Raw genomic sequence first — 25,682 nt, forward strand, 5'->3', positions numbered from 1 at the left:
CCCGCGCGGGTCTCCGCCCAATCTCAAAAAACCCCTCCCGCTGTCGGGTTTTTATTTCAAATCCGCGGGGGGGCGCCCCCCCCCCCCCCAGCGTTACGCTCCCCGCCCGCCCGGGCGAGTGCCTAGTAGCACTCCTTGACGCCCTTGTGCAGCTTCAGGCTCAGCCCGCTGAGCTTGAACGTGCCGGCGGTGGTGGCCCACGCCGTCTGCTTCACGTCGGTCAGGATCGCCAGGTCCGCGCGCTGCGCGAAGCCGTACGGGTTGGCCTTCGTGCCGGGCTGGATGCCCGTCTTGTTGCTCTTGTCGCCGGCCGCGACGCCGATGTCGATGTTCTTGAACTCGGCGTTGGCGTCGAGCTGGGCGACATCGAGGTAGATGTTCGTCGCCTCGACCGGGTTCTTGGCGTCCTGGCCCGCGCGCAGCTCGAGGCTGACACTGCCGAAGATCGGCACGTCAGGCGTGACGACCGACTGGCACATGTTGGTGATCGTGGCCTTGCCGAAGCCGGACACGGCAACCGGGTGCAGGGTCTTGTTGCCCTTGAGGTCGTGCCCCTCGGCCAGACTTCCGTACTGGACGAAGTCGTGTCCGACCAGCCGGTCGGCCTTCACCTTGAAGCTCTGCCCGGAGACGCTGAACGACGCGGCGAGCGCACCCTGCGCCATCGCCACACCGATTGCGGCCGTAGCGGCCACGCTGGGCACCATGACGACGGCGAACCGGCGCCATCTGGTCCCGCCACGAATAAGGGACTGCATGTTTCCTCCTTCTCGGACGTACATCTCCGGTACGGGTCGTGACCCGTCCTGGGATGGGAGAAGTGCTACGTCCTCGGGAAGGAGAGCGCCTGCGTCGGAGGCGCGAACCGCATCCGTTTCACCGGCGATCACCCCCGAGCGACAACCACTGGCCACGCATTCGCGCAACCTCCGGACAGGCCCTGCCGGACGGCAAGGACCCCCCTGTCCACGGCCGGTGCCACTGCCACCGGCCGGCTCGGTGGGGACCCAAGTAAGCCGCGGCCCCGAGTGGGTGTCGGGCTGCGGAATTGGACCGAGCGTGGCCGATCGTGGTCCATTCGCGGCCGGGGCACAAGAGGGTTCGTTACTCGCTAGTAACGGCCCGATAACCGAAGCGCGACCGCCCGGTATCGGGCGGTCGCGCTGGGTGCCGTCGAGTGACGTGACAAAGGGTTTATCGAGGACTTAAACCGGACAGAATCGGGGCTTCGATTTACTGCGAGTAACAGCGGCCGCGATTACCAAGTTTTGGTAAAGCGCGGCCGCCGGATGTCGCCGTGTCGCCAAATCCCGTGCTCAGCCTCAAAGGCCTCGCAGGTTTAGCGACTGGTCGGAGAAGGGGCGGGACAACGGTTCCGAGCCCGTCAGAAGAGCACCCTCGCCAGCGCGCTGCGCGCTGTCGTCACCCGCGGATCATCGGCACCGACGACCTCGAAGAGCTCCAGCAGCCGCACCCGTGCGGCCTCCCGGTCCGCTCCCGCGGTGCGCCGCACCGTCTCGACCAGACGCCCGAACGCGTCCTCCACATGGCCGCCGACCAGGTCCAGATCGGCCGCCGCGATCTGCGCCTGCACGTCGTCCGGATTCCCGGCCGCGTCCTTGCGCACCTGCTGCGGGTCCACGCCCTGCACCCGGGCGAGGAGTTCGGCCTGAGCCAGGCCCAGCTTGGCCTCCTCGTTCGACGGGTCGTCGGCAAGGACGTTCTTGTACGCCTGGACGGCGCCGCCGAAGTCGTTGGCGTCCAGCGCCTGGGCGGCCGCTTCGAGGAGGGCGTCGTGCGGACCGGGCGGCGCCTCGGCCGCCTCGGCGGGGGCACCCTGGGCATCGGGATCGACGGCGATCCCGGTCAGCCCGAAGCGCTCCTCGGAGACCTGGACCAACTGGGCCAGCGTCTCCCGGATCTGCTGCTCGGGGGCCGCGCCCTGGAAGAGCGGCAGCGCCTGCCCCGCCACCACCGCGAAGACCGCCGGGATGCCCTGGATCCCGAACTGCTGCATCAGCATCTGATTGGCGTCGACGTCGACCTTGGCCAGAATGAAGCGGCCGTTGGCCTCCACGGCCAGCCGCTCCAGCAGCGGAGTGAGCTGTTTGCACGGCTCGCACCACTCGGCCCAGAAGTCGATGACGACCGGGACCTCGACGGACCGCTGGAGAACGTCGCGCTCGAAGCCGGCTTCGTCGACGTCGATCACCAGACCGGCGGGAGAAACGGCACCGCCGCCGCCCTGCCTGGCGGCCTCCGCGCGCGCCTGCTCCGCCTTCTGCCGGGCTTCGCCGGCTGCCTTCACCGCGGCGAGGTCGACGACGCCGCTCATGGACATGTTCCTAGGCTGCATACGTACATCCTCCCCCTTCCGCGCGCGCAGACGAAAAGACCGGCGAAACTGTCCGTACATGAACCACGCCCGTCCGCAGTCCCCCGCCGGTGTGCGGGGCCAACGAACGGGACGCAGCCCGGTGTTCCCAAGGGGAACGGAGTTCGGCGCTGGGTCCCCACCCGGGCGCCAGTGGTTGTCACTCTTTACGCTACGACCCGTAGCGTAACTGTTCGCGGCCGGCTCTGGGCGGTGATCTGCCCCACACATGGGGCCCGTCGGCTTCTTCCTTACTCGCGGGTATGGTCACCGCCATGTGTTCCAGAACGACAGGCGCGGCCCGTGCCGGCCGCCCCCGCAGCGCCGAGGCGGACGCGGCGATCCTGCGCGCCACGCGCGAAGCGCTGGTCGAACTGGGCTGGAGCAAGCTCACGATGAGCGACGTGTCCGCCCGGGCGGGAGTCGCCAAGACCACGCTCTACCGCCGCTGGGCCGGCAAGAACGAGCTCGTCGTGGACGCCGTCGCGGTCCTCTTCGACGAGATCGAACTCCCCGACCGGGGAACCCTGGAAGCCGACATCGAGGGCGTCGTCCTGCAGTTCGCCGCGCTGCTGGAACGGCCGGAGACGAAGTCGTCCCTGATGGCGGTGGTCGCGGAGTCCACACGGGACGACGCGCTGCGGGCGAGGATCCGCTCGGCCATCGTGGACCGGCAGAAACGACTCGTGCTGGAGGGCCGGGAACGCGCTCAGGCCCGCGGCGAACTGCCCTACGAGGAAGACCCCGTGGCGGCGGCCCGCAGCGCGGACCTGATCTTCGATGTGATCGCCGGCGCGGTCGTGCACCGCTCGCTGGTGAGCGCGGAGCCGGTGGACCCCGACTGGGCCCGCACCTTCACCACACTGCTGGTGGCGGGCCTACGGGCGGTGGCGGCACAGAGCTGACAGGGGCCGGGCAGAACAGCCCGGCCCCCCGCTCACGCCCACGGATCAGAAGCCGGGCGGCTCGGTGTACGTGCCCCACTCGTCGCGCAGTACGTCGCAGATCTCGCCCAGCGTCGCTTCCGCCCGCACCGCGTCCAGCATGGGCACGATCATGTTCGAGCCGTCGCGCGCGGCGGCCAGCATCGCGTCCAGCGCCGACTTCACCTTCGCGTCGTCCCGGGCCGCCCGCCGGGCGCCCAGGACCCTCACCTGCTCGCGCTCCACCTCGTGGCTGACGCGCAGGATCTCCAGGTCACCGGTCACCGAGCCGTGGTGCACGTTGACACCCACGACCCGCTTGTCGCCCTTCTCCAGCGAACGCTGGTACTGGAAGGCCGACTCGGCGATCTCCCCGGTGAACCAGCCGTCCTCGATACCGCGCAGGATCCCGGAGGTGATCGGACCGATCGGGTGCTGCCCGTCGGGGTGCGCCCGTAGGCCGCGCTCCCTGATCTGGTCGAAGATCTTCTCGGCGTCCGCCTCGATCCGGTCCGTCAGCTGCTCGACGAACCAGGAACCGCCCAGCGGATCGGCCACGTTGGCGACTCCGGTCTCCTCCATCAGCACCTGCTGCGTGCGCAGCGCGATCTCCGCGGCCTGCTCGCTCGGCAGGGCGAGGGTCTCGTCCAGCGCGTTGGTGTGCAGGGAGTTGGTACCGCCGAGGACCGCCGCCAGGGCCTCCACGGCCGTACGCACCACGTTGTTGTAGGGCTGCTGCGCGGTCAGCGAAACGCCCGCCGTCTGGGTGTGGAAACGCAGCCACTGCGCCTTGTCGGTCTGCGCACCGTAGACCTCCTTCATCCAGCGCGCCCAGATCCTGCGCGCCGCGCGGAACTTGGCGATCTCCTCGAAGAAGTCCAGGTGCGCGTCGAAGAAGAAGGACAGCCCGGGTGCGAACACGTCCACGTCCAGGCCGCGGGAGAGCCCCAGTTCGACATAGCCGAAGCCGTCCGCCAACGTGTACGCGAGCTCCTGCGCGGCCGTCGCCCCTGCCTCGCGGATGTGATAGCCGGAGACCGAGAGCGGCTTGTACGCGGGGATGCCCTGCGCACAGTGCTCCATCAGGTCGCCGATGAGGCGCAGGTGCGGCTCGGGCTGGAAGAGCCACTCCTTCTGCGCGATGTACTCCTTGAAGATGTCGGTCTGGAGCGTGCCGTTCAGCACGGCGGATTCGACGCCCTGCCGCTCCGCGGCCACCAGGTACATGCAGAAGACCGGGACGGCCGGACCGCTGATGGTCATGGAGGTGGTGACGTCCCCCAGCGGGATGTCCTTGAACAGGATTTCCATGTCGGCGGCGGAGTCGATGGCGACACCGCAGTGCCCCACCTCGCCGAGCGAGCGCGGGTCGTCCGAGTCGCGGCCCATGAGGGTCGGCATGTCGAAGGCGACGGAGAGGCCGCCGCCGCCGGCGGCCAGGATCATCTTGTAGCGCTCGTTGGTCTGCTCGGCGTTGCCGAAGCCGGCGAACTGCCGGATGGTCCAGGTGCGGCCGCGGTAGCCGGTGGCGTGCAGCCCCCTGGTGAAGGGGTACTCGCCGGGCCAGCCGATTCGCTCGAAGCCCTCGTACGTGTCTCCGGGCCGGGGCCCGTAGACCGGCTCGACCGAGTCCCCGGAGAGCGTGGTGAAGTCGGCGTCCCGCTTGCGGGCCTTGTCATAACGGGCCTGCCAGCGTCGGCGGCCTTCCTCAATGGCGTCAGCGTCCATACTTCGAATTTACTAGGACGTCCTAGTAAATGTCGATGGGAGACCGCCGGATGCCAGGCATCCGGCGGAAACTGTTACGCCTTGGCGACCGCCGGGGCGCCGCCCGTGACCAGCGGTTCGATCTCCCGGACGACCTTGCGCTCCACGAAGAAGGCGGCGGTGGGAATCGTTCCCGAGACCAGCACCCAGAGCAGCTTGCGGAACGACCACTTGGCCTTGGAGCCCAGGTCGAAGGCGAAGACCAGGTAGATGATGTACAGCACGCCGTGGGTCTGGGAGACCACGAACGTGAGGTCCTCGCCCTTGCCGAAGCCGTACTTGAACACCATGCAGGTGCACAGCACGAGCAGCATGACTGCGGTGACAAGGGCCATGACCCGGTACCGGGTCAGCACGCTCTTCTTCATGGGGACGAGCGTAACCGCCCGATTTGCTCGATCTTTACGCGGGTCCGCTCACGCGGGTCCGCCGGTCACTTCTCCTCGAAGTCGGCCGCGGCCACGCGCAGGGGCCTGAGCATGGCGAAGATCTCCGCGCACTCCTCCGCGTCGTACGCGCCCAGCCCGAAATCCATGGCCATCAGATCGCGGGTGGCGGCCTCCACGACCTCCCGGCCCTTCTCCGTGATGGACGCGAGCGTGCCCCGCCCGTCGTTCGGGTTGGGCCGCCTGGCCACGAGACCCGACCTCACCAGGCGGTCCACGGTGTTCGTCACCGAAGTCGGGTGGACCATCAGCCGCTCGCCGATCTTCGACATCGGGAGCTCGCCCGCCTTGGAGAAGGTGAGGAGCACCAGAGCCTCGTACCGCGCGAAGGTCAGTCCGTACGGCTTCACGACCGCGTCGACCTCGGCCAGCAGGATCTGGTGCGCCCGCATGATCGAGGTGATGGCCGCCATCGAGGGCACGGGGCCCCAGCGCCGCTGCCACAGTTCATCGGCGCGGGCGATGGGATCGAAGGGAAGGCTGAGCGGCTTCGGCACGGCCACGACACTACCGGCCGGTCATATGCCGGTCAGCCCCGTCTCGCCCTTCGGTCGCTGCGTGCATACCTCCGTCCCGCGTCACCGTCCCGCGTCACCGTCCCGCGGATGCGTCCTGCGGACCTCCGCCAGGAGTACGAGCACGCAGACCGTGCCCAGCGCCCCGAAGCCGGCGACCACCCCGTGCACCGGCAGGAACTCCGCGGCGACGCCGGCCAGCGCCGCCATGCCCACCCCCTGGACCGTCATCATCCCGGCCGTCATCAGGGTCATCGCCCGGCCACGCAGCTCCCCGGGGAGCGCGTCCATGTACCACTGACCCCGGCCTCGTCGACCCCTTCGTACAGCTCGATCCCGACGAACGAGGCGGCGACGGCGCGGGCGAGTCCGGCCGGATCCGCGAACCCGCCGAGGGGGGTCGCGGAGAGCACGCGGATCAGGACCGCCTCGATCTCCTCGATCCACAGGGCGAGTCCGGCCGCCGTGGCGGACGCGAGCCGCGGCTGGGACTGCGCGCCCGCCAACAGCTGGCCGAGGACGGCAACATGACCGGCGGGCCGTTCCTCCTCGTGCATCTCCCGCCCGAATGCCGGCAGTTCGGCGAGCGAGTCGATCGCGGCCACCGAGCCGAAGTGGTAGAAGACGAGGGCCTGGTTGACGCCGGCCGTCGCGGCGATGGAGCGCGCCGAGGTCTTGGCGATGACCTGCTCGACGAGCGTACGCAGCGCCCCGGCGAGCAGCATGGCGCCAGTAGCCGCTGCCCTCCTCGATCAGCGAGAGCGGATCGGAAGAGGAGAACCGCAGGACGGAGGTACGGGAGCCGCCGGACCCGAGTTTCTCTCCCGCGGAGACCCCGGTGCCGGCGACGGTCAGGAAGGGCAGCACCCGGGTGGCATACCGAAAGTGCTGCGGCTCGCTCCTCGGCTCGGGGGCCGATCTCGGTGAATCGCAGGTCCCACCGCTGGTGCTGGGACGGGTTCTGGGTGCGCTCCCAGATCAGGTCGATGTCGGCGCGGATCTGCGTCTCGATGTACAGCCTCATGCGAACCCCGCTCAGCGGCGTATTTGAGCGACCGCTCAACCAGAAGCCAGCGGGTTCTGAGCAGTCGCTCAAGTCTGCGGCCAACGAAAACCCCCGGCCTCGCGGGCCGGGGGTTCGGCGGCGCCGGCCGAGCGGCGCCGGCCGGACGGCCGTCAGTGGGGCGGCGGCCGGGTCAGGCCGTGGCCGCGTCCTCCTTGGAGGCGCGCACGGTGAAGGCACCGTCCGCCTCGTAGCGCTTGAGGATCTTGTCTCCGTAGAGGCCGCCGAACGGCAGCAGCGCGAGCAGGAAGAAGAAGGCCACGCGCTTGAGCGGCCACTTCGTCTTGTTCCACACGTCCAGCAGCAGCACGGCGTAGATGACGAAGAGCACGCCGTGGATGATGCCGAGCGGCATCATCAGGAAGTCGATGTCCGAGATCCGGCTCAGCAGCGAGCCGAAGATCAGCAGGGCCGGGAAGGACAGCGCCTCGGGGATGGAGATGAGGCGCAGCCGGTGCAGGGCGGTGGCGGTCTTGAGGTCCACGGGGGAGGCACCTTCGTCGTTGTGGGGTGATCTTGTGAATGCATGCACAAGCGCGCCCATTCTGACATCCCGCTTTACCTTCCCTTGGCTCAGGGCCCGCGCTCAGGGCCTCGTCAGGGGTCCTCTCGTCCGAAGGGCCCTGTCCGGGCCTGCTTCGGGCGGATATCTTCAACCCCGTGGCTCAGTTCAGACTCCAAGGCAGCAAGGTGCTGGCCGTCGACATGACCGGCGACGCCGTCAAGGCGAAGAACGGCTCGATGGTCGCCTACGACGGCCAGATGGCCTTCAAGAAGATGTCCGGCGGCGGTGAGGGCATCCGCGGCATGGTGACCCGGCGCCTCACCGGCGAGCAGATGGTGATGATGGAGGTGAAGGGGCACGGCACCTGCTATTTCGCCGACCGTGCCACCGAGATCAACCTCGTCAGCCTGAACGGGGAGAAGCTGTACGTCGAGTCCAGCAATCTGCTGTGCACGGACGCCGGCCTGCGGACCGGCACCACGTTCACCGGCCTGCGCGGCGGGGCGACGGGCAACGGCCTGTTCACCACCACCGTCGAGGGCACCGGCCAGGCGGCGATCATGTCGGACGGCCCGGCCGTCGTGCTGCGCGTCAGCGCGCAGTACCCGCTCCAGGTGGATCCGGGCGCGTACGTCGCGCACACCGGCAATCTGCAGCAGCACTTCCAGTCGGGCGTGAACTTCCGCACCCTCATGGGCGAGGGATCGGGCGAGGCCTTCCAGATCCGCTTCGAGGGCGAGGGTCTCGTGTACGTGCAGCCCAGCGAGCGCAACACCATCGGGGGCGACGTCTGATGCCGTTCCGCGAGATCAACTCCAAGATGGTCGAGGCACAGGTGCTGCCCGGCCAGAAGATGTTCAGCCAGCGCGGCGCCATGCTCGCGTACAAGGGCGACGTCAGCTTCACGCCGAACATCCAGGGCGGCCAGGGCGGCGTGATGTCCATGATCGGACGACGGGTGGCCAACGAGGCCACCCCGCTGATGACGGTCGAGGGGGCCGGCACCGTGATGTTCGGTCACGGCGGCCACCACATCCAGGTGATCAATCTGGCCGGCGACACCCTCTTCGTCGAGGCGGACCGGCTGCTCGCCTTCGACGGCACACTTCAGCAGGGCACGATGTTCATGGGCTCCCAGGGGGGCGTCATGGGCATGGTCCGCGGCCAGGTCACCGGTCAGGGACTGTTCACGACGACCCTCAAGGGCCATGGGGCGGTCGCCGTCATGGCGCACGGCGGCGTGATCGAACTGCCTATCACCCCGCAGCGCCCCGTGCATGTGGACCCACAGGCCTATGTCGCCCACCACGGCGACGTACGCAACAAGCTCTCCACCGCGCTCGGGTGGCGCGACATGGTGGGGCGCGGCTCGGGCGAGGCGTTCCAGCTGGAGCTGTCGGGCAACGGCGCGGTGTACGTACAGGCCTCGGAGGAGAAGCTGTGACTGGTCCTGTCGTGTTCGATCCGCACACGCTGCCGTCGGACGACAGCGTCAATCCGTACACGTTCTGCGTGGAACTCAAGAGCAGTCAGTGGTTCCTGCAGAAGGGGAAGATGATCGCCTACTACGGGCGCATCGACTTCAACGGTATCGGTCACGGCCGGTTCGACCGGCTGCTGCGCACCAGCTTCCACTCGCCGCTGCACGCGAGCGACTGGGTGGTGGCCGAGGGCTCGGGCAAGATGCTGCTCGCGGACCGCGCCTTCGACGTCAATTCGTACGACCTGGACAACGGCAATCTGACCATCCGCTCCGGCAGCCTGCTGGCCTACCAGCCGACCCTGGCGCTGAAACAGTCGATCGTGCCCGGCTTTCTGACCCTGATCGGCACGGGGAAGTTCGTGGCCGCGTCCAACGGCCCGGTCGTCTTCATGGAGCCGCCGATCCGGGTGGACCCGCAGGCCCTGGTGGGCTGGGCGGACTGCCCTTCGCCCTGCCACCATTACGACCACGGGTACATGCAGGGCGTCATGGGCGGATTGCGGGCCATGACGGGGATCGGCGGCACGTCGGGCGAGGAGCACCAGTTCGAGTTCGTCGGAGCCGGCACGGTTCTGCTGCAGTCGACCGAACTTTTGTTGGCCGAACAGCCGGTAGGCGCGGTTACGAGCCAACCAGGTGTGCCCGGCGGGCAAGGAGCCGCAGGTCAGCACGGGTCCAACCCCCGCCTTCCCGGTCAACTGGGGGACCTCCAGCGTCGCTTCGGCCTGTGAGCGGTAGTCTGCGGAGTGTGACGTCGAACGTCTGCGCCCTTGTTCGTCCTGTCCGGTGCCCGGCGTCACACCCTCAGATTTCGTCCGGCTTTCAACTTCTTAGGTAGAATCCATACATGGAGACCGAGACGGCCACCCGCTGGCTGAGCGATGCCGAGCAGTGCGCATGGCGTACCCACCTGGACGTCAGCAGGCTGCTGATGCACCAGCTGGAGAAGGACCTGCAGCCGTTCGGCCTGACGAACAACGACTACGAGATCCTCGTCAACCTCTCGGAGTCCGAGGACCGGCGGATGCGGATGAGTGACCTCGCCACCGCGACCCTGCAGTCCAAGAGCCGCCTCTCCCACCAGATCACCCGCATGGAGAACGTGGGTCTGGTGCGCCGCGAGAACTGCGAGTCCGACCGCCGGGGCCTGTACGCCGTCCTCACCGACCAGGGCATGGAGACCATGCAGAAGGTCGCCCCGCATCACGTGGCGTCCGTACGACGGCATTTCATCGACCTGCTGTCCCCCGAGGCCCTGGCCGATCTACGCGAGTCACTGACCCCGGTGGCGGAGCACCTTCGCGGCCGGCGAGGCAAGCCGTAACCGCCGTTCCTCCTTCGTCGGGGCCGGCTCAGGAGTCGGCCCCGACGGACGGAAGGCGGAACTCGCCACCAACCCGTCCTCCGCCGCCACCCCGGACCGCCGCCGGCTTCCCCGCGTCGTGCCGGGCGGGCAGCAGCAGACCCGCGGCCAGCTGCCGCAGGCGCACGGTGTCGTGGACCGCACCCTCCACATCCAGCGGCCCCGGAGCGGCACGACCGCTCCGGGGCCCGCGCCGCCCCGCGCCGCGCGGCAGTCGAGCCGGTTGCCGACGAGGTCAGGCCTCCGTGATGTCCGCAACCAGCTGGTCGGCGGCGGCGTACGGGTCCAGTTCGCCGGCCACGATGCGCTCGGCCAGCGCGCCGAGCCGGCGGTCGCCGTGCAGATCGCCGATCCGCTCTCGGAGCGCCGTGACCGCGATGGTCTCCACTTCGTGGGAGGCGCGCCGCACCCGCCGTTCCGTGAGTACGCCCCGCTCCTCCATCCACGCGCGGTGCTTCTCCAGCGCCTCGACGACCTCGTCGATGCCCTCGCCCCGCGCGGCGACCGTCTTTACGATCGGCGGCCGCCAGTCACCGGGCCCGCGGGACTCCCCGAGGCCGAGCATGTGGTTGAGCTCGCGGGCCGTGGCGTCGGCGCCGTCCCGGTCGGCCTTGTTCACCACGTAAACATCGCCGATCTCCAGGATGCCCGCCTTCGCCGCCTGGATTCCGTCGCCCATTCCGGGCGCCAGCAGCACCACCGAGGTGTCGGCCTGGGAGGCGATCTCCACCTCGGACTGCCCGACACCCACCGTCTCGACCAGCACCACGTCGCAGCCCGCCGCGTCGAGGACCCGGATCGCCTGCGGTGCGGCCCAGGCGAGCCCGCCCAGGTGACCCCGGGTCGCCATCGAGCGGATGTACACGCCGGGGTCGGAGGCGTGCTCCGACATCCTCACGCGGTCGCCCAGCAGCGCGCCCCCGGAGAACGGGGACGACGGGTCGACGGCCAGTACGCCGACCCGCTTGCCGGCCCGCCGGTACGCCGACACGAGCGCCGACGTAGATGTCGACTTGCCGACACCCGGCGAGCCGGTCAGGCCGATCACGTACGCGCCGCCCGTGAGCGGCGCCAGCTCGGCCATCACCTCGCGCAGCTGCGGGGACGCACCCTCAACCAGTGAGATCAGCCGGGCCACGGCCCGGGGCCTGCCCTCACGTGCCTGGGCGACCAGTTGGGGGACGTCCACCGCCATGCGTGCTGCGCTCCTTGTTACTCGTACGTACGTAGTGACCGTGACCGTGCCGTGGAGAACTACGGGACGCGGACGATCAGCGCGTCACCCTGCCCGCCGCCGCCGCACAGCGCCGCCGCGCCGACACCGCCGCCGCGCCGCTTGAGCTCCAGCGCGAGGTGGAGCACCACACGGGCACCGGACATGCCGATGGGGTGGCCCAGGGCAATCGCACCACCGTTGACGTTCACCTTTTCCGGGGACACCCCGAGGTCCTTCATTGACTGGACCGCGACAGACGCGAACGCCTCGTTGATCTCGATGAGGTCGAGGTCGGCGACCTCGAGGCCCTCCTTCTTCAGTGCGTGCTGGATCGCGTTCGAGGGCTGGGACTGCAGCGAGTTGTCCGGACCCGCCACATTGCCGTGCGCGCCGATCTCGGCGATCCACTCGAGTCCGAGCTCCTCGGCCTTCGCCTTGCTCATCACCACGACCGCCGCCGCACCGTCGGAGATCTGCGAGGAGGTTCCCGCCGTGATCGTGCCGTCCTTGGCGAAGGCGGGGCGCAGCTTGCCGAGGGATTCGGCGGTGGTCTCCGCGCGGATGCCCTCGTCCTTGGCGAAGACGACCGGCTCACCCTTGCGCTGCGGGATCTCGACGGGGGTGATCTCGGCCTCGAACAGGCCGTTCTTCTGCGCGGCGGCGGCACGCTGGTGGGACAGGGCGGCGAACTCGTCCTGCGGGGCGCGCTCGATACCCAGACGCGTGTTGTGCTTCTCGGTCGACGCGCCCATCGCGATGTCCTCGAAGGCGTCGGTCAGGCCGTCGTACGCCATCGCGTCGAGCACCTCGACCGAGCCGTACTTGTAGCCCTCGCGGGACTTGGGCAGCAGGTGGGGGGCGTTCGTCATGGACTCCTGGCCGCCCGCGACCACGATGTCGAACTCACCGGCGCGGATCAGCTGGTCGGCCAGCGCGATGGCGTCGAGCCCGGAGAGACAGACCTTGTTGATGGTCAGCGCGGGGACGTTCATCGGGATGCCCGCCTTGACGGCGGCCTGACGGGCGGGGATCTGGCCGGCGCCGGCCTGGAGGACCTGCCCCATGATCACGTACTGGACCTGGTCGCCCCCGATCCCGGCACGGTCGAGGGCCGCCTTGATCGCGAAGCCGCCGAGGTCGGCACCGGAGAAGGACTTGAGGGAGCCGAGCAGCCGACCCATGGGGGTACGGGCGCCGGCGACGATCACGGAAGTGGTGCTGTTCGTTCCAGACATGAGGCACAGTCCCCTTTGGCGAGGCAGATGAGAGGAGTGAACGAGGGTTTACCTCAATGTACTGAGCGGTACTCGCCTGGGTCACCGGGCAACAGGTGTGATCGCGCGCACGTTGCGTAACCACCTGTGTGAGCGGTGCACTGGACCCATGCTGACTCGTATCGACCACATCGGGATTGCCTGTTTCGACCTCGACAAAACTGTCGAGTTCTACCGCGCGACGTACGGCTTCGAGGTCTTCCACACGGAGATCAACGAGGAACAGGGCGTGCGCGAAGCCATGCTCAAGATCAATGAGACTTCCGACGGAGGCGCCTCCTACCTGCAACTTCTCGAGCCGACCCGGGACGACTCGGCAGTGGGCAAGTGGCTGGCCAAGAACGGCGAGGGCGTCCACCACATCGCCTTCGGTACGGCGGATGTGGATGGCGACGCCCAGGCCATCCGCGAGAAGGGTGTACGCGTTCTGTACGACGAGCCCCGCATCGGTTCGATGGGCTCCCGCATCACATTCCTGCACCCCAAGGACTGTCACGGTGTCCTGACCGAACTCGTCACGTCCAACGTGGAGCACTGACTCCCGGATTCCCCGGCCGGTAGAGTGGCGGTCGGCTCGGCCGGGGTTGGTGCTGATGTCGGGGTCGGGGACTGTGCGCCGTGCCCCGGCGTTGATCTGACACCATTCACCGGGGGCGCCGTTCAGCGGGCGGACGGAGCCCGTTGGGAGAGTCTTGCGACCAGGGGACGGATGGGACCGCGCAGTGCGGGGCTACGAACGCCAGGAGAGCCACCAGGCTGAGGCCGACCACCTCTCGCGGTTCGAGGCCGAGATGGACCGGCTGAAGACCGAGCGGGAGAAGGCCGTCCAGCACGCCGAGGACCTCGGCTACCAGGTCGAAGTGCTGCGCGCCAAGCTCCACGAGGCGCGCCGCAACCTCGCCTCCCGCCCTTCCTACGACGCGGCGGACATCGGCTACCAGGCCGAACAGCTGCTCCGTAACGCCCAGATCCAGGCCGACCAGCTGCGCAACGACGCCGAGCGCGAGCTGCGCGACGTCCGGGCGCAGACCCAGCGGATCCTCCAGGAGCACGCCGAGCACCAGGCCAGGCTCCAGGCCGAACTGCACGCGGAGGCGGTCAGCCGGCGCCAGCGCCTCGACCAGGAGCTGTCGGAGCGCCGGCAGACCGTCGAGGCGCACGTCAACGAGAACGTCGCCTGGGCCGAGCAGCTCCGCGCCCGTACCGAGTCGCAGGCCCGCCGCCTCCTCGACGAGTCCCGTGCCGAGGCCGAGCAGGCTCTCGCCGCCGCCCGTGCCGAGGCCACCCGGCTCGCTGAGGAGGCCCGTCAGCGTCTCGGCTCGGAGGCCGAGTCCGCCCGGGCCGAAGCGGAAGCAACTCTTCTGCGCGCCCGCAAGGACGCCGAGCGCCTGCTGAACGCCGCCTCCACGCAGGCGCAGGAGGCCACCGACCACGCGGAACAGCTGCGCACCTCCACAGTCAGCGAGTCTGAACAGGCCCGCCGGCAGGCCTCCGAGCTGAGCCGGTCCGCCGAGCAGCGGATCCAGGAGGCGGAGACCGCGCTGCGCGAGGCGCGCGCCGAAGCGGAGAAGCTGCTCGCCGAGGCCAAGGAGACCGCCGCCAAGCAGCTGACGTCGGCGGAGTCGGTCAACGAGCAGCGCACCCGTACCGCCAAGGCCGAGATCGCCCGGCTGGTCGGCGAGGCCACCAAGGAGGCCGAAGCACTCAAGGCCGAGGCCGAGCAGGCCGTCGCCGATGCGCGCGCCCAGGCCGAGCGGCTGGTGGCGGAGGCCGGCGACAAGGCACGAACGTCCGCCGCCGAGGACACCGCGGCGCAGCTCGCCAAGGCGGCCCGTACCGCCGAAGAGGTGCTCAACAAGGCGTCCGAGGACGCCAGGGCGACCACGCGCGCGGCCGGCGAGGAGGCCGAGCGGATCCGGCGCGAGGCCGAGGCCGAGGCGGACCGGCTGCGCGGCGAGGCGGCCGAGCAGGCCGACCAGCTCAAGGGCGCGGCCAAGGACGACACCAAGGAGTACCGGGCCAAGACGGTCGAGCTGCAGGAGGAGGCGCGCCGGCTGCGAGGCGAGGCCGAGCACCTGCGTGCCGAGGCGGTCGCCGAGGGTGAGCGGATCCGCGGCGAGGCCCGCCGGGAGGCCGTTCAGCAGATCGAGGAAGCGGCCAAGACCGCCGAGGAGCTGCTGACCAAGGCGAAGGCCGACGCCGACGAACTGCGCGGCGGTGCCACCGCCGAGAGCGAGCGCGTCCGCACGGAGGCGATCGAGCGCGCGACGACCCTGCGCAAGCAGGCCGAGGACACGCTCGAGCGCACCCGCGCCGAGGCAGACCGGCTGCGGGGCGAGGCCGAGGAGCAGTCGGAGCGCACCCGCGCCGAGGCGGAGGAAGCCGCCCGCGAGCGCCGCGAGGAGACCGAGCGGGCGGTGGCCGCCCGCCATGCCGAGGCCGCCGAGGAGCTCATTCGGCTGCACACCGAGGCCGAGCAGCGGGTCGAGACCGCCGAGCGGGCGCTGAGCGAGGCTCGCGACGAGGCCGAGCGGATCCGCCGTGAGGCGGCGGAGGAGGCCGAGCGGCTGCGCGCCGAGGCCGCTGAGCGTATCCGCACGCTTCAGGCACAGGCCGAGGCGGAGGCGGAGCGGCTGCGTACCGAGGCAGCGGCCGATGCCTCGCGGTCGCGCGCCGAGGGCGAGTCCGTCGCGGTACGGCTGCGCAGCGAGGCTGCCGCCGAGGCGGAGCGGCTGCGTACCGAGGCCCAGGAGACGGCCGACCGGGTACGAGCGGAGGCGCGGACGGCCGCGGAGCGGCTGGCCTCCGAGGCAGCCGAGACGCTGGCCGCCGCCCAGGAGGAGGCGGCCCGCCGCCGCCGCGAGGCCGAGGAGACGCTGTACGCCGCCCGCGAAGAGGCCGAGCAGGAGCGTACGCAGGCCCGCGAGCAGAGCGAGGAGCTGCTGGCTTCCGCCCGCAACCGGGTCTCGGAGGCGCAGACCGAGGCGCAGCGGCTGGTCGAGGAGGCCGACAGGCGTGCGACCGAGATGGTGGGCGCCGCCGAGCAGACCGCGCAGGCGGTTCGGGACTCCGTCACCGGCCTTCAGGACCAGGCCGAGCAGGAGATCGCCGGACTGCGCAGCGCCGCCGAGCATGTGGCGGAGCGTACGAAGACCGAGGCGCAGGAGGAGGCGGACCGGGTCCGCGCCGACGCCTACGCCGAGCGCGAGCGCGCCAGTGAGGACGCGGGACGCCTCCGGCGCGAGGCACGGGAGGAGACGGACGCCGCCAAGGCCCTCGCGGAGCGCACCGTTTCGGAGGCGATCGCCGAGGCCGATCGGTTGCGGGCGGACTCCGCGGATCACGCCCAGCGGATGCGTACCGAGGCCTCGGACGCGCTGGCCGCGTCGGAGCGGGATGCCTCCCGGGCCCGTGCGGAGGCTCGCGAGGACGCCAACCGCATCCGTTCGGAGGCCGCGAGCCAGGCCGACCGGCTGGTGACCGAGGCCGTGACGGAGGCCGAGCGGCTCACCGCCGGGGCCGCCGCGGTCCTGGCCGGCGCCGAACGCGACGCGGCCGCCACACTCGACGAGGCCCGCGAGGCAGCCGACAAGCGCCGCAGTGACGCCGCCGAGCAGGCCGACCGGCTGGTCACCGAGGCCGTGACGGAGGCCGAGAAGCTCGAAGCCGAGACCCGGGCCACGGCCGCGCGCACGCTCGACGAGGCCAGGAACGACGCGGAGCGGCTGCGCGCCGAGGCGGCCGAGACCGTGGGCTCCGCCCAGGAGCATGCCGCCCGGACCCGTTCGGAGTCCGAGCGGATCAAGGCAGAGGCCGCGGCGGAGGCGGAGCGGCTGCGGTCCGAGGCGCGTGCCGAGGCCGAGCGCACACTGGACGAGGCCCGGCAGGAGGCGAACAAGCGGCGCTCGGAGGCGGCAGAGCAGGTCGACCGGCTGGTCAGCGAGGCCGCGTCGGAGGCGGAGAAGCTCACCTCCGACGCCCAGCAGGCCGCGCACGCCGTGGCGACCGCCGCGGAGGAGCAGGCCGACACCATGGTGGGCGCGGCCCGCAAGGAGGCGGTGCGGATCACCTCCGAGGCGACGGTCGAGGGCAACACGCTGGTGGAGAAGGCCCGCACGGACGCCGACGAGCTGCTGGTCGGCGCCCGTCGTGACGCCACCGCGATCCGAGAGCGGGCGGAGGAGCTACGTACCCGTATCGAGGGGGAGATCGAGGAGCTGCACGACCGCGCCCGCCGTGAGTCCGCCGAGCAGATGAAATCCGCGGGCGAGCGCGTCGACAAGCTGGTGAAGGCCGCGACCGAACAGCGGGCCGAGGCCGAGGCGAAGGCCAAACAACTGCTCTCCGAAGCGAGCAGCGAGGCGAGCAAGGTCCGTATCGCCGCAGTGAAGAAGGCTGAGGCACTGCTCAAGGAGGCGGAGCAGAAGAAGGCCGAGCTGGTACGGGAGGCCGAGCGGCTGCACCGCGAGGCCGAGGCCGAGGCGAAGCGCACGGTCGACGAGGGTAAGCGCGAACTCGACGTGCTGGTACGCCGCAGGGAGGACATTCAGGCCGAGATTTCCCGTGTCCAGGACGTACTTGAGGCGTTGGAGTCATTCGAGACGCCTGCGGGAGGCACGAAAGACGGTGTCAAGGCAGGTGCGGCAGCGGGGGCAACTCGTTCGAGTGGCAAGACGTCCGAGGGCTAGTCAGCGGGGCGTCTCGTGTGCTCGGCACAGACATTCATCCTTACGAGTGGCAAGCACTCCGGCCGTTCGCCACCCAAAAGGAGTCTCATTCTCCAGATCAAACGGGCATTGGCTCGATGACACGCCGCTCAGGCCCCTAGGATTCCCCCTATCACCTCACCGGTCTCATTCGACAGGAACCCCATGAGCGACACTTCCTCCCCCTTCGGCTTCGAGCTCGTGCGGCGTGGTTACGACCGCGGTCAGGTGGATGACCGCATTACCAAGCTCGTCGCCGACCGTGACAGCGCCCTGTCCCGCATCACCTCTCTGGAAAAGCGCATCGAGGAGCTGCACCTCGAGACGCAGAACGCCCAGGCCCAGGTCAACGACGCCGAGCCGTCGTACGCCGGGCTCGGCGCGCGTGTCGAGAAGATCCTCCGCCTCGCCGAGGAGGAGGCGAAGGACCTGCGCGAGGAGGCCCGTCGTGCCGCCGAGCAGCACCGTGAGCTGGCCGAGTCGGCAGCCCAGCAGGTGCGCAACGACGCCGAGTCCTTCGCCGCCGAGCGGAAGTCCAAGGCCGAGGACGAGGGCGTCCGGATCGTCGAGAAGGCGAAGGGCGACGCGTCCACGCTGCGCACCGAGGCGCAGAAGGACGCCGCGTCCAAGCGTGAGGAAGCGGACGCGCTCTTCGAGGAGACCCGCGCCAAGGCCGCCCAGGCCGCCGCGGACTTCGAGACGAACCTCGCCAAGCGCCGGGAGCAGTCCGAGCGGGACCTCGCCTCGCGTCAGGCGAAGGCCGAGAAGCGTCTGGCCGAGATCGAGCACCGCGCCGAGCAGCTCCGTCTGGAGGCGGAGAAGCTGCGTACGGACGCCGAGCGCCGTGCCCGCCAGACGGTGGAGACTGCTCAGCGCCAGGCCGAGGACATCGTGGCCGACGCGAACGCCAAGGCCGACCGGATCCGCAGCGAATCCGAGCGCGAGCTGGCGGCGCTCACCAACCGCCGCGACTCCATCAACGCCCAGCTGACAAACGTCCGCGAGATGCTCGCGACGCTGACCGGTGCGGCTGTCGCGGCGGCCGGCTCCCCGGCCGACGACGAGCCGATCTCGCGCGGCGTCCCGGCGCAGCAGACCCGCTAGTTCCTGTCCCTGTCGCAACCGAAGCCCCCTGCCACCTCCGGTGGCGGGGGGCTTTGTGCGCCCGTAGCGTTGCCGCATGATCGAGCTCGAGGCCCTGACCAAGCGCTTCGGTGCCAAGACCGCGGTCGACTCCCTCAGCTTCCGGGTCAGACCAGGGGTGGTGACCGGATTCCTCGGCCCGAACGGCGCCGGCAAGTCGACCACCATGCGGATGATGCTCGATCTGGACATCCCCACCAGCGGAACGGTTCGTATCGACGGCCGGCACTACCGCGAGCTGCAGGAGCCGATGAAGTACGTCGGCGCACTGCTCGACGCGAAGGCGATGCACGGCGGCCGCAGCGCGCACAACAACCTGCTGTGTCTCGCGCAGTCGAACCGGATCCCGTTGAGCCGGGTGCCCGAGGTGCTGGACACCGTGGGGCTGACGGCCGTGGCCCGAAAGAAGTCGAAAGGATTTTCGCTCGGAATGAGCCAGCGCCTTGGAATCGCCGCCGCGCTGCTGGGCGATCCGCAGATCCTGATGTTCGACGAACCGGTCAACGGCCTGGATCCCGAGGGAATTCACTGGATCCGCAATCTGATGAAGAGCCTTGCGGCCGAAGGGCGGACGATCTTCGTTTCCAGCCATCTGATGAGTGAAATGGCCCTCACGGCAGACCACTTGATCGTCATCGGCCAGGGCCGGCTCCTCGCCGACACGGCGATGGCGGATTTCATCCAGCAGAACTCACGCAGTTACGTACGCCTGCGCTCACCCGAGCAGGAACGCCTCAAAGACGTTCTCGCGGGTGCCGGTATCGCGACGGTGAACTCGGCGAACGGCACTCTGGAGATCGATGACGCCACCGCCGCCCAACTCGGCGAGCTGGCCGCCCGGCACCGGATCGTGCTGCACGAACTGAGTCCGCAGCGCGCCTCGCTGGAGGAGGCATTCATGCAGATGACCGCGGGTGCCGTGGAGTACCACGCGCATTCCCCCGGCGAGCAGGGGGCGAGTTCTCCGGTCGCCCAGGCGTGCGCCGACCGCCCCCGGTGGGACGAGAGCCGGAAGGGAGCCTGACCCGATGGCATCGGTACCGGCCGTCCTCAACTCGGAGTGGACCAAGATCCGTACGGTCTCCTCCACGACCTGGACGCTGATCAGCGCCCTGCTGGTCACCGTCGCGCTGAGCGCCGTCCTCTGCGCCCTGACGAATTATCAGTTCGACGACTTGTCCCCACTCGAGCGGGCCACCTTCGACCCGACGTTCATGAGCTTCACCGGTACGGTGCTCGGCCAGCTCGCGATGGTCGTCTTCGGTGTGCTGGTGGTCGGCACCGAGTACAGCTCCGGCATGATCCGCACCTCGCTGGCCGCCGTGCCCCAGCGGACCACCTTCCTCTTCAGCAAGATCGCGGTGGCCGCGGTGCTCGCGCTGGTGGTCGGCCTGGCCACGAGCTTCCTCACCTTCTTCCTCGGCCAGGCCCTGCTGGGCGAGCACCGTACGGACATCGGCGAGCCCCATGTACTGCGTGCGGTCATCGGTGGCGGCCTCTACATGGCACTCATCGCGGTCTTCTCGATGGGGGTCGCCGCCATGCTGCGCAGCTCGATGCTGTCGCTGGGCATCCTGATGCCCTTCTTCTTCCTGATCTCGCAGATCCTCTCCGCCGTGCCGGGTGCCAGGGACGTGGCCCGCTTCTTCCCCGACCAGGCCGGATCGAAGATCATGCAGGTCGTGCCGGACGCCCTGGGCAGCGAGAGGGCGCCCTACGGGCCGTGGGGCGGGCTGGGGATCATGGTCGCCTGGGTGGTCGCGGCTCTGGTCGGCGGCTACGTGGTGATGAAGAAGCGGGACGCGTAGCGGCCGTCCACAAAACTTGGCGGGGAACGGAACCGTCAACCGCCGGATATCCTCCTAACCCTTATGGGGCGACGGCCGCCCCGGCCTGGCGAGGGGCGGAGAATGATCGAGGCAGTCGGCCTGACGAAGCGCTACGGCGCCAAGACGGCCGTGCACAACCTTTCCTTCCAGGTGCGGCCAGGGTCCGTCACCGGCTTCCTCGGCCCCAACGGCTCCGGCAAGTCCACCACCATGCGGATGATCCTGGGCCTGGACCAGCCCACGGCCGGCCATGTCACCATCAGCGGTCACCCCTTCCGCAACCTGCCCAACGCGCCCCGTCAGGTCGGCGCCCTGCTGGACGCCAAGGCGGTGCACGGCGGCCGGCACGCCCGCAACCACCTGCTGTGCCTCGCGCAGCTGTCCGGCATCCCGGCCCGCCGGGTGGACGAGGTGCTGGGTGTCGTCGGTCTCCAGGACGTGGCCCGCAAGCGCTCCAAGGGCTTCTCCCTCGGCATGGGCCAGCGGCTCGGCATCGCCGCGGCGCTGCTCGGTGACCCGCAGGTGCTGCTCTTCGACGAGCCGGTCAACGGCCTCGACCCCGAAGGCATTCTCTGGGTGCGCAACCTGATGAAGCAGCTCGCCGCCGAGGGCCGTACCGTCTTCGTCTCCTCGCACCTGATGAGCGAGATGGCTCTCACGGCCGACCACCTGATCGTGATCGGCCGCGGTCAGCTGCTCGCCGACATGAGTGTCAAGGACTTCATCTCGCACAACTCCGCGGACTACGCGCGGGTACGGACCCCGCGGACCGAACCGCAGCAGCGCGAGAAGCTGACGGCCGCGCTCACCGAGGCGGGCGGGCAGGTCATGCCCGAGCCCGACGGGGCACTGCGGGTGACCGGACTGCCGCTGCCGCGGATCAGCGACCTCGCGCACGATGCGGACGTACGGCTGTGGGAGCTCTCCCCGCACCAGGCCTCGCTGGAGGAGGCGTACATGCGCATGACGCAGGGCGCCGTGGACTACCGCTCGACGGCCGACCCTCGGGCCGGTCTCCAGCAGCCCGTCCCGCCGGGGTACGCCCCGCAGATGATGCCGCCCGAGGTCCCGCAGCAGGGCTGGTACGCACCCCCGCCCCCGCAGGCGGGCGGTCAGCCGTTCGCGATGCCTGCTGCGCCGGGGCCGGCCGCGCCGCCGGCGATGCCCGCGCCGGGCGAGAACCCGTACATGACCAAGAGTGACAACGAGGACGCCCGATGACGACCCCGTACCAGCAGCAGGCCCCGGCGGGGCCGGGCTACACCTCGCCGATCCCGGTGACGTCCGCCCACATGGGCCATGCTCTCGCCTCGGAGTGGACGAAGATCAAGTCCGTTCGCTCAACAATGTGGACGGTCGGCATCCTGCTGTTCCTGGTGATCGGCATCGGGCTGCTGGCCGCCGTCCAGACCAGTGACTCCGACTTCTCGGACACGCCGTACACCGTGCCCGCCCTCTTCGGACTGCTGCTCGGCCAGATCTGTGTCATCACCCTCGGCGTGCTGGTCGTTTCGTCCGAGTACGGTACCGGCATGATCCGCACGACCTTCACCGCCTCACCACAGCGCTGGCGCGTGCTGGCCGCGAAGTTCGTGGTCTTCTTCCTGCTCACCTTCGTTGTCACCGCCTTCGCGATCGCCTTCGTCGGGATCGTCACGGCGGCCCTGCACAGCGGGCCCGAAGCCCGCTCGACCACAGGCTCGGAGTGGGCCGGGACCGTCCTGGGCGGCAGCCTGTACGTCACGCTGCTCGGCATGCTCGGGCTCGCCGTCGGCTCGATGCTGCGGCACTCGGCCGGCGCGATCACCACGATGCTGGGTGTGGTGCTGGTCCCGGCGATCATGCCCGCGTTCCTCTTCATCTGGGAGAGCACCCGCGATGTGGCCGAGACCGTGATGGAGTACAACGCCCCGAACTCGTTGTCCGCGATCTTCACGCTCCCGATGACCGGCGACGACGGCAACGGCATGAAGCAGCTCACGCTGCTCGCCGTGGTCACTGTCGTAGCGATGGCCGGATCGTTCGCCCTGCTGGAGAAGCGGGACGTCTAGAGACCCCAGGCCCTGCCCATGTGATCTCCCAGGGCTCCCAGGGCCCGGCGGGGCTCAGTACCTGGGCGCGTTACGGGACCGCTGCACCCGCGTGGTGCGGCGGTCCTTCGCGTTCCAGCAGGCCTTGTGCCAGTGCCGGCGGTCGTCCAATCCGCCGCCGTACTGCGGCCAGGCCACCACATGCGGGACGCCGGCGGGGATCTCCTGGTCGCAGCCCGGACACCGGTAGCGCTTGCCGGCGGCACTTGCCCCGCTGACGTGGCGGACCACCCAGTCCTCGCCCTGCCAGGCCTCGGTCCGCTGCAGTCCGTAGCGGTCCCCCGACACGGCCGCGGTCTCACGCTCGGTCGGGTTCTCGCCGCCACGGGGGCGGTTGCGGCGCGGTGACACGTATACCTCACTGGGCGGGCGGTCCGGACGATTTCGCTCCAGCCTACGCGGAGCCTCCTCGGGTACGCGCATGGTGACGAAGGGGCAGTGGCCCCGAGGGACGATTCCCCGACAATCTCAATAACTTCCCTGCGGGGCCGTGCCTTTGGCACGTGTCAGACGTTATTGCCGGTGGGGGGAGTGCCGCGTCGGCCGCGAGGAGGCAGAAGGCAATGCGCGTTGGAGCTTTTGTACTGGCCGCCCAGTTCCCGGGTCAGGGGCAGGGGGAGGCGTTGCACCGTGCGGTGCGGACCGCGGACCTGGCGGAGGAGTCGGGGCTGGATTCCGTCTGGCTCGCCGAACACCACTTCGTCCCGTACGGCGTCTGCCCGTCCGCAGTGACGCTGGCCGCGCTGATGCTGGGCCGCACCAGGCGGATCAGGGTCGGTACGGCGGTGAGCGTGCTGGCGAGCGCGCATCCCGTGGCGGTCGGCGAACAAACCGCACTGCTCCACCTCACCTCCGGCGGACGTTTCACGCTCGGCGTCGGGCGCGGCGGGCCATGGGTCGACCTGGAGGTCTTCGGCGCCGGCCTGGAGGCGTACGAGAGCGGCTTCCCGGAATCGCTCGACCTGCTGCTGCGCTGGCTGCGGGAACCCCGGGTCTCGGCCTCGGGGGAACGGTTCGCCTTCCGTGAGGTCCCCGTCGTACCGCGTACCGACGAGCTACTGGGCGGCGAGGCGCAGGACGGGCCGGAAGTGATCGTGGCCTGCACCTCCCCCGCGAGCGTGCGGCTGGCCGCCGAGCGCGCGCTGCCCATGCTGCTGGGCATGCACTGCGCGGACGAGGAGAAGGCCGACATGGTCGCACTCTGGCGCAAGTCGGCTCTGGCCGCCGGGCGTTCACCGGACGAGGTCGCCGCAGCGGGCCATGTGTCGGCGGGGGTGACGCAGATCGCGGACCGTACGTCCGACGCGGTGGAAGCGCTCGTCAAGGCGATGCCGGGCTGGCTGAGGCAGGGTCTGGACGCCCATGTGACCGTCGACGGCCGGCACCGGAAGATGCGGGACCCGGTCGCCTACACGGAACTGCTCTGCTCACTGCATCCGGTGGGCACACCCCAATTGGCCGCCGACCGGCTGGCGGCCACGGCGGAACGGACCGGCATCACGCGCTTCGCGCTGCTCTTCGAGGGATCCGGCGACCTCGCGGCCACGGAGGAGAACGTGCGGCGCCTGGGGGCCGAGGTCCTGCCCCGCCTCGGCTGACGCGGAACGCTGCCGCTCCGGTATCGGACACCTCCCCCGATACGGAGCGACAGCGACAAGTCGCAGGCCGTGTCCGGTCGATCATGCCGGCCTGATCGACCGGACAAGGCCTAGCAGTCCCGCAGTTCCGGCGACTGGTTGAGCAACTGGCCCCTGAGGGAAGTGAAGCGGGCCAGCCGCTCGTCGACCGATGATTCCAGCGGGAACACCGCCACACGGTGGCAGTTCTGGAATGCCAGGCGTACCCCGAAGTGCCGCTGCAGCGCACCACGTATCGCGTCACTCGCGAGGGCACGCAGAAGCTGGCCACGTGCCTGCTCGTCCGGCGGCGGCGTCTGGTTGTCGGCGAACTCTCCGCCGTCCACCTTCAGCTGGGCCACCAGAGAGCTGACCATCTCCCATGCATAGGGCAGGGAGGTCCGGACGCAGTCGACGAATGCGGCTTCGTCGACCTCGCCTCGCTCGGCCTGTTCGAGTAGGGCCGGTGAGACGTCGAGCGACATGGGTTCTCCTCTCGCGACCCCGGTGACGGGGTCTTACGGGCAGGGAAGGAGGACGACGACGCAGCGTGCACGCTCGGCGACCTCCCGCTTACACGGTAAGCGCGCTGTCCGAACCGCACCAGGAGAATGCACACACAACCAGCCATTAACGAACAGGGCCTTCAGGGGCGAATCGCGCGGACCACGCCCGGTCGAGTAGCGTTGCCGACCATGCGTCTCGTCATCGCCCGCTGCTCCGTCGATTACGCGGGCCGGCTCACCGCCCACCTGCCCTCGGCACCCCGTCTCATCCTTGTGAAGGCTGACGGCAGTGTCTCGATTCACGCGGACGACCGGGCGTACAAGCCACTCAACTGGATGTCGCCTCCGTGCACGCTCAAGGAGGGCACGGGTGACGAGGCGGGCGTGTGGACCGTGGTGAACAAGGCCGGCGAGAAGCTCATCATCACGATGGAGGAGGTCCTCCACGACTCCTCGCACGAGCTCGGGGTGGATCCGGGGCTCATCAAGGACGGCGTGGAAGCGCACCTTCAGGAGCTGCTCGCCGACCGAATCGAGACACTTGGTGAGGGTTACTCACTGATCCGCCGCGAATATCCCACCGCCATCGGCCCGGTGGACATCCTGTGCCGGGACTCCGACGGCGCGACCGTCGCGGTGGAGATCAAGCGACGGGGCGAGATCGACGGCGTGGAGCAGCTGACGCGGTACCTCGAGCTGCTGAACCGCGATCCGCACCTGGCCCCGGTCCGGGGCGTTTTCGCGGCCCAGGAGATCAAGCCGCAGGCGCGGGTGCTCGCCACGGACCGCGGGATCGGCTGTGTCGTCCTCGACTACAACGCGATGCGCGGCATCGAGGACGACAAGCTCCGGCTCTTCTGACC

At 69.6% G+C, this 25,682-nt stretch carries 25 protein-coding genes and 2 pseudogenes; 14 read left to right on the forward strand and 13 right to left on the reverse strand.

The features are described 5' to 3' along the window. Positions 1-122: 122 nt before the first annotated feature. Positions 123-758, reverse strand: a complete 636-nt coding sequence (locus AB0M62_RS21450; RefSeq protein ID WP_366075858.1) for a DUF6230 family protein — start codon at positions 756-758, stop codon at positions 123-125. 626 nt (positions 759-1,384) lie between these two features. Then, positions 1,385-2,356 (reverse strand): tetratricopeptide repeat protein, encoded by a 972-nt coding sequence (locus AB0M62_RS21455; RefSeq protein WP_366075859.1) that lies wholly within the window; start codon positions 2,354-2,356, stop codon positions 1,385-1,387. 293 nt (positions 2,357-2,649) lie between these two features. Here AB0M62_RS21455 and AB0M62_RS21460 point away from each other — a divergent pair, with 293 nt between their 5' ends. Continuing rightward, positions 2,650-3,279, forward strand: coding sequence for a TetR/AcrR family transcriptional regulator (locus AB0M62_RS21460; RefSeq protein ID WP_366075860.1), 630 nt, complete (start codon positions 2,650-2,652; stop codon positions 3,277-3,279). Positions 3,280-3,324: 45 nt separating this feature from the next. Here AB0M62_RS21460 and AB0M62_RS21465 read toward each other — a convergent pair whose 3' ends face one another. The 7 genes and pseudogenes from AB0M62_RS21465 to AB0M62_RS21495 all read right to left on the reverse strand — a co-directional run bounded on the left by AB0M62_RS21465 (position 3,325) and on the right by AB0M62_RS21495 (position 7,572). Beyond that, complete coding sequence (locus AB0M62_RS21465; RefSeq protein WP_366075862.1) at positions 3,325-5,025, reverse strand: methylmalonyl-CoA mutase family protein; 1,701 nt, start codon at positions 5,023-5,025, stop codon at positions 3,325-3,327. A gap of 74 nt (positions 5,026-5,099) precedes the next feature. Further along, the gene (locus tag AB0M62_RS21470; protein WP_366075863.1) at positions 5,100-5,432 is read right to left on the reverse strand and encodes a DUF3817 domain-containing protein; all 333 of its coding nucleotides are present in this window, start codon (positions 5,430-5,432) and stop codon (positions 5,100-5,102) included. 65 nt (positions 5,433-5,497) lie between these two features. Next, positions 5,498-6,007 (reverse strand): MarR family transcriptional regulator, encoded by a 510-nt coding sequence (locus AB0M62_RS21475; protein ID WP_366075864.1) that lies wholly within the window; start codon positions 6,005-6,007, stop codon positions 5,498-5,500. 10 nt (positions 6,008-6,017) lie between these two features. After that, positions 6,018-6,325, reverse strand: a pseudogene (locus AB0M62_RS21480) (hypothetical protein); the annotation flags it as partial. After that, positions 6,277-6,750, reverse strand: a complete 474-nt coding sequence (locus AB0M62_RS21485; protein WP_366075865.1) for a TetR family transcriptional regulator — start codon at positions 6,748-6,750, stop codon at positions 6,277-6,279. The pseudogene AB0M62_RS21480 and the gene AB0M62_RS21485, both read right to left, overlap by 49 nt. Continuing rightward, positions 6,749-7,049, reverse strand: a pseudogene (locus AB0M62_RS21490) (hypothetical protein); the annotation flags it as partial. The gene AB0M62_RS21485 and the pseudogene AB0M62_RS21490, both read right to left, overlap by 2 nt. Positions 7,050-7,221: 172 nt before the next feature. Then, positions 7,222-7,572 (reverse strand): DUF3817 domain-containing protein, encoded by a 351-nt coding sequence (locus AB0M62_RS21495; protein WP_366075866.1) that lies wholly within the window; start codon positions 7,570-7,572, stop codon positions 7,222-7,224. 176 nt (positions 7,573-7,748) lie between these two features. On the opposite strand from AB0M62_RS21495, the gene AB0M62_RS21500 reads away from it, so the two are divergent. From AB0M62_RS21500 to AB0M62_RS21515, 4 genes are all read left to right on the forward strand, one after another. Next, on the forward strand, positions 7,749-8,387 hold the full coding sequence (locus AB0M62_RS21500; RefSeq protein WP_366075868.1) for an AIM24 family protein: 639 nt from the start codon (positions 7,749-7,751) through the stop codon (positions 8,385-8,387). Then, the gene (locus tag AB0M62_RS21505; RefSeq protein ID WP_366075870.1) at positions 8,387-9,037 is read left to right on the forward strand and encodes an AIM24 family protein; all 651 of its coding nucleotides are present in this window, start codon (positions 8,387-8,389) and stop codon (positions 9,035-9,037) included. The genes AB0M62_RS21500 and AB0M62_RS21505 overlap by 1 nt, the downstream gene beginning before the upstream one ends. Further along, a complete protein-coding gene (locus tag AB0M62_RS21510; RefSeq protein ID WP_366075871.1) occupies positions 9,034-9,807 on the forward strand; it encodes an AIM24 family protein in 774 nt (257 codons plus the stop codon). The genes AB0M62_RS21505 and AB0M62_RS21510 overlap by 4 nt, the downstream gene beginning before the upstream one ends. Positions 9,808-9,923: 116 nt before the next feature. Further along, positions 9,924-10,400: a MarR family transcriptional regulator gene (locus tag AB0M62_RS21515; RefSeq protein WP_366075872.1), complete on the forward strand. Its 477-nt coding sequence runs from the start codon at positions 9,924-9,926 to the stop codon at positions 10,398-10,400. A 274-nt stretch (positions 10,401-10,674) separates the two neighbouring features. Here AB0M62_RS21515 and meaB read toward each other — a convergent pair whose 3' ends face one another. After that, positions 10,675-11,634 (reverse strand): methylmalonyl Co-A mutase-associated GTPase MeaB, encoded by a 960-nt coding sequence (gene meaB, locus AB0M62_RS21520; RefSeq protein WP_366075873.1) that lies wholly within the window; start codon positions 11,632-11,634, stop codon positions 10,675-10,677. 59 nt (positions 11,635-11,693) lie between these two features. Beyond that, complete coding sequence (locus tag AB0M62_RS21525; protein ID WP_366075874.1) at positions 11,694-12,890, reverse strand: acetyl-CoA C-acetyltransferase; 1,197 nt, start codon at positions 12,888-12,890, stop codon at positions 11,694-11,696. A 148-nt stretch (positions 12,891-13,038) separates the two neighbouring features. Between AB0M62_RS21525 and mce the strand changes: the two genes are divergently transcribed. From mce to AB0M62_RS21560, 7 genes are all read left to right on the forward strand, one after another. Continuing rightward, positions 13,039-13,467 carry a methylmalonyl-CoA epimerase gene (mce, locus tag AB0M62_RS21530; protein ID WP_366075875.1) on the forward strand — a complete coding sequence of 143 codons (429 nt, stop codon included), beginning with the start codon at positions 13,039-13,041 and terminating at the stop codon, positions 13,465-13,467. A gap of 184 nt (positions 13,468-13,651) precedes the next feature. Beyond that, complete coding sequence (gene scy / locus AB0M62_RS21535) at positions 13,652-17,617, forward strand: polarized growth protein Scy (protein WP_366075876.1); 3,966 nt, start codon at positions 13,652-13,654, stop codon at positions 17,615-17,617. A gap of 183 nt (positions 17,618-17,800) precedes the next feature. After that, on the forward strand, positions 17,801-18,739 hold the full coding sequence (locus tag AB0M62_RS21540) for a cellulose-binding protein (protein WP_366075877.1): 939 nt from the start codon (positions 17,801-17,803) through the stop codon (positions 18,737-18,739). 76 nt (positions 18,740-18,815) lie between these two features. Continuing rightward, positions 18,816-19,802, forward strand: coding sequence for an ATP-binding cassette domain-containing protein (locus tag AB0M62_RS21545; protein ID WP_366075878.1), 987 nt, complete (start codon positions 18,816-18,818; stop codon positions 19,800-19,802). Between the two features lie 4 nt (positions 19,803-19,806). After that, a complete protein-coding gene (locus AB0M62_RS21550) occupies positions 19,807-20,586 on the forward strand; it encodes an ABC transporter permease (RefSeq protein ID WP_366075880.1) in 780 nt (259 codons plus the stop codon). A 102-nt stretch (positions 20,587-20,688) separates the two neighbouring features. Further along, positions 20,689-21,828, forward strand: coding sequence for an ABC transporter ATP-binding protein (locus tag AB0M62_RS21555; RefSeq protein WP_366075881.1), 1,140 nt, complete (start codon positions 20,689-20,691; stop codon positions 21,826-21,828). After that, entirely contained in the window at positions 21,825-22,658 is an 834-nt protein-coding gene (locus AB0M62_RS21560) for an ABC transporter permease (RefSeq protein WP_366075882.1), read from the forward strand. Before AB0M62_RS21555 ends, AB0M62_RS21560 begins: the two co-directional genes overlap by 4 nt. 54 nt (positions 22,659-22,712) lie before the next feature. Here the strand turns inward: AB0M62_RS21560 and AB0M62_RS21565 are convergent, their stop codons facing one another. Further along, complete coding sequence (locus AB0M62_RS21565) at positions 22,713-23,048, reverse strand: ATP/GTP-binding protein (protein ID WP_366075883.1); 336 nt, start codon at positions 23,046-23,048, stop codon at positions 22,713-22,715. Positions 23,049-23,260: 212 nt separating this feature from the next. Between AB0M62_RS21565 and AB0M62_RS21570 the strand changes: the two genes are divergently transcribed. Continuing rightward, positions 23,261-24,295: an LLM class flavin-dependent oxidoreductase gene (locus AB0M62_RS21570; RefSeq protein ID WP_366075884.1), complete on the forward strand. Its 1,035-nt coding sequence runs from the start codon at positions 23,261-23,263 to the stop codon at positions 24,293-24,295. 110 nt (positions 24,296-24,405) lie between these two features. On the opposite strand, the gene AB0M62_RS21575 is transcribed toward AB0M62_RS21570, so the two are convergent. Further along, entirely contained in the window at positions 24,406-24,798 is a 393-nt protein-coding gene (locus tag AB0M62_RS21575; RefSeq protein ID WP_366075885.1) for an SCO5389 family protein, read from the reverse strand. Between the two features lie 210 nt (positions 24,799-25,008). Between AB0M62_RS21575 and nucS the strand changes: the two genes are divergently transcribed. After that, on the forward strand, positions 25,009-25,680 hold the full coding sequence (gene nucS / locus AB0M62_RS21580; protein WP_366075886.1) for an endonuclease NucS: 672 nt from the start codon (positions 25,009-25,011) through the stop codon (positions 25,678-25,680). Positions 25,681-25,682 lie beyond the last annotated feature (2 nt).

It is taken from the genome of Streptomyces sp. NPDC051219, assembly GCF_040682335.1.
In the GTDB taxonomy this organism is placed as follows: domain Bacteria; phylum Actinomycetota; class Actinomycetes; order Streptomycetales; family Streptomycetaceae; genus Streptomyces.

What these genes read in the sequence shown, in the direction of transcription:
- AB0M62_RS21485 (WP_366075865.1), bottom strand. Translation starts at nt 6,750, where the DNA reads ATGCTGCTCGCCGGGGCGCTGCGTACGCTCGTCGAGCAGGTCATCGCC.
- nucS (WP_366075886.1), top strand. Translation starts at nt 25,009, where the DNA reads ATGCGTCTCGTCATCGCCCGCTGCTCCGTCGATTACGCGGGCCGGCTC.
- AB0M62_RS21505 (WP_366075870.1), top strand. Translation starts at nt 8,387, where the DNA reads ATGCCGTTCCGCGAGATCAACTCCAAGATGGTCGAGGCACAGGTGCTG.
- AB0M62_RS21465 (WP_366075862.1), bottom strand. Translation starts at nt 5,025, where the DNA reads ATGGACGCTGACGCCATTGAGGAAGGCCGCCGACGCTGGCAGGCCCGT.
- AB0M62_RS21540 (WP_366075877.1), top strand. Translation starts at nt 17,801, where the DNA reads ATGAGCGACACTTCCTCCCCCTTCGGCTTCGAGCTCGTGCGGCGTGGT.
- AB0M62_RS21570 (WP_366075884.1), top strand. Translation starts at nt 23,261, where the DNA reads ATGCGCGTTGGAGCTTTTGTACTGGCCGCCCAGTTCCCGGGTCAGGGG.
- AB0M62_RS21460 (WP_366075860.1), top strand. Translation starts at nt 2,650, where the DNA reads ATGTGTTCCAGAACGACAGGCGCGGCCCGTGCCGGCCGCCCCCGCAGC.
- AB0M62_RS21450 (WP_366075858.1), bottom strand. Translation starts at nt 758, where the DNA reads ATGCAGTCCCTTATTCGTGGCGGGACCAGATGGCGCCGGTTCGCCGTC.
- AB0M62_RS21560 (WP_366075882.1), top strand. Translation starts at nt 21,825, where the DNA reads ATGACGACCCCGTACCAGCAGCAGGCCCCGGCGGGGCCGGGCTACACC.
- AB0M62_RS21470 (WP_366075863.1), bottom strand. Translation starts at nt 5,432, where the DNA reads ATGAAGAAGAGCGTGCTGACCCGGTACCGGGTCATGGCCCTTGTCACC.
- AB0M62_RS21545 (WP_366075878.1), top strand. Translation starts at nt 18,816, where the DNA reads ATGATCGAGCTCGAGGCCCTGACCAAGCGCTTCGGTGCCAAGACCGCG.
- mce (WP_366075875.1), top strand. Translation starts at nt 13,039, where the DNA reads ATGCTGACTCGTATCGACCACATCGGGATTGCCTGTTTCGACCTCGAC.
- AB0M62_RS21525 (WP_366075874.1), bottom strand. Translation starts at nt 12,890, where the DNA reads ATGTCTGGAACGAACAGCACCACTTCCGTGATCGTCGCCGGCGCCCGT.
- AB0M62_RS21555 (WP_366075881.1), top strand. Translation starts at nt 20,689, where the DNA reads ATGATCGAGGCAGTCGGCCTGACGAAGCGCTACGGCGCCAAGACGGCC.
- AB0M62_RS21550 (WP_366075880.1), top strand. Translation starts at nt 19,807, where the DNA reads ATGGCATCGGTACCGGCCGTCCTCAACTCGGAGTGGACCAAGATCCGT.
- AB0M62_RS21575 (WP_366075885.1), bottom strand. Translation starts at nt 24,798, where the DNA reads ATGTCGCTCGACGTCTCACCGGCCCTACTCGAACAGGCCGAGCGAGGC.
- AB0M62_RS21515 (WP_366075872.1), top strand. Translation starts at nt 9,924, where the DNA reads ATGGAGACCGAGACGGCCACCCGCTGGCTGAGCGATGCCGAGCAGTGC.
- AB0M62_RS21455 (WP_366075859.1), bottom strand. Translation starts at nt 2,356, where the DNA reads ATGCAGCCTAGGAACATGTCCATGAGCGGCGTCGTCGACCTCGCCGCG.
- meaB (WP_366075873.1), bottom strand. Translation starts at nt 11,634, where the DNA reads ATGGCGGTGGACGTCCCCCAACTGGTCGCCCAGGCACGTGAGGGCAGG.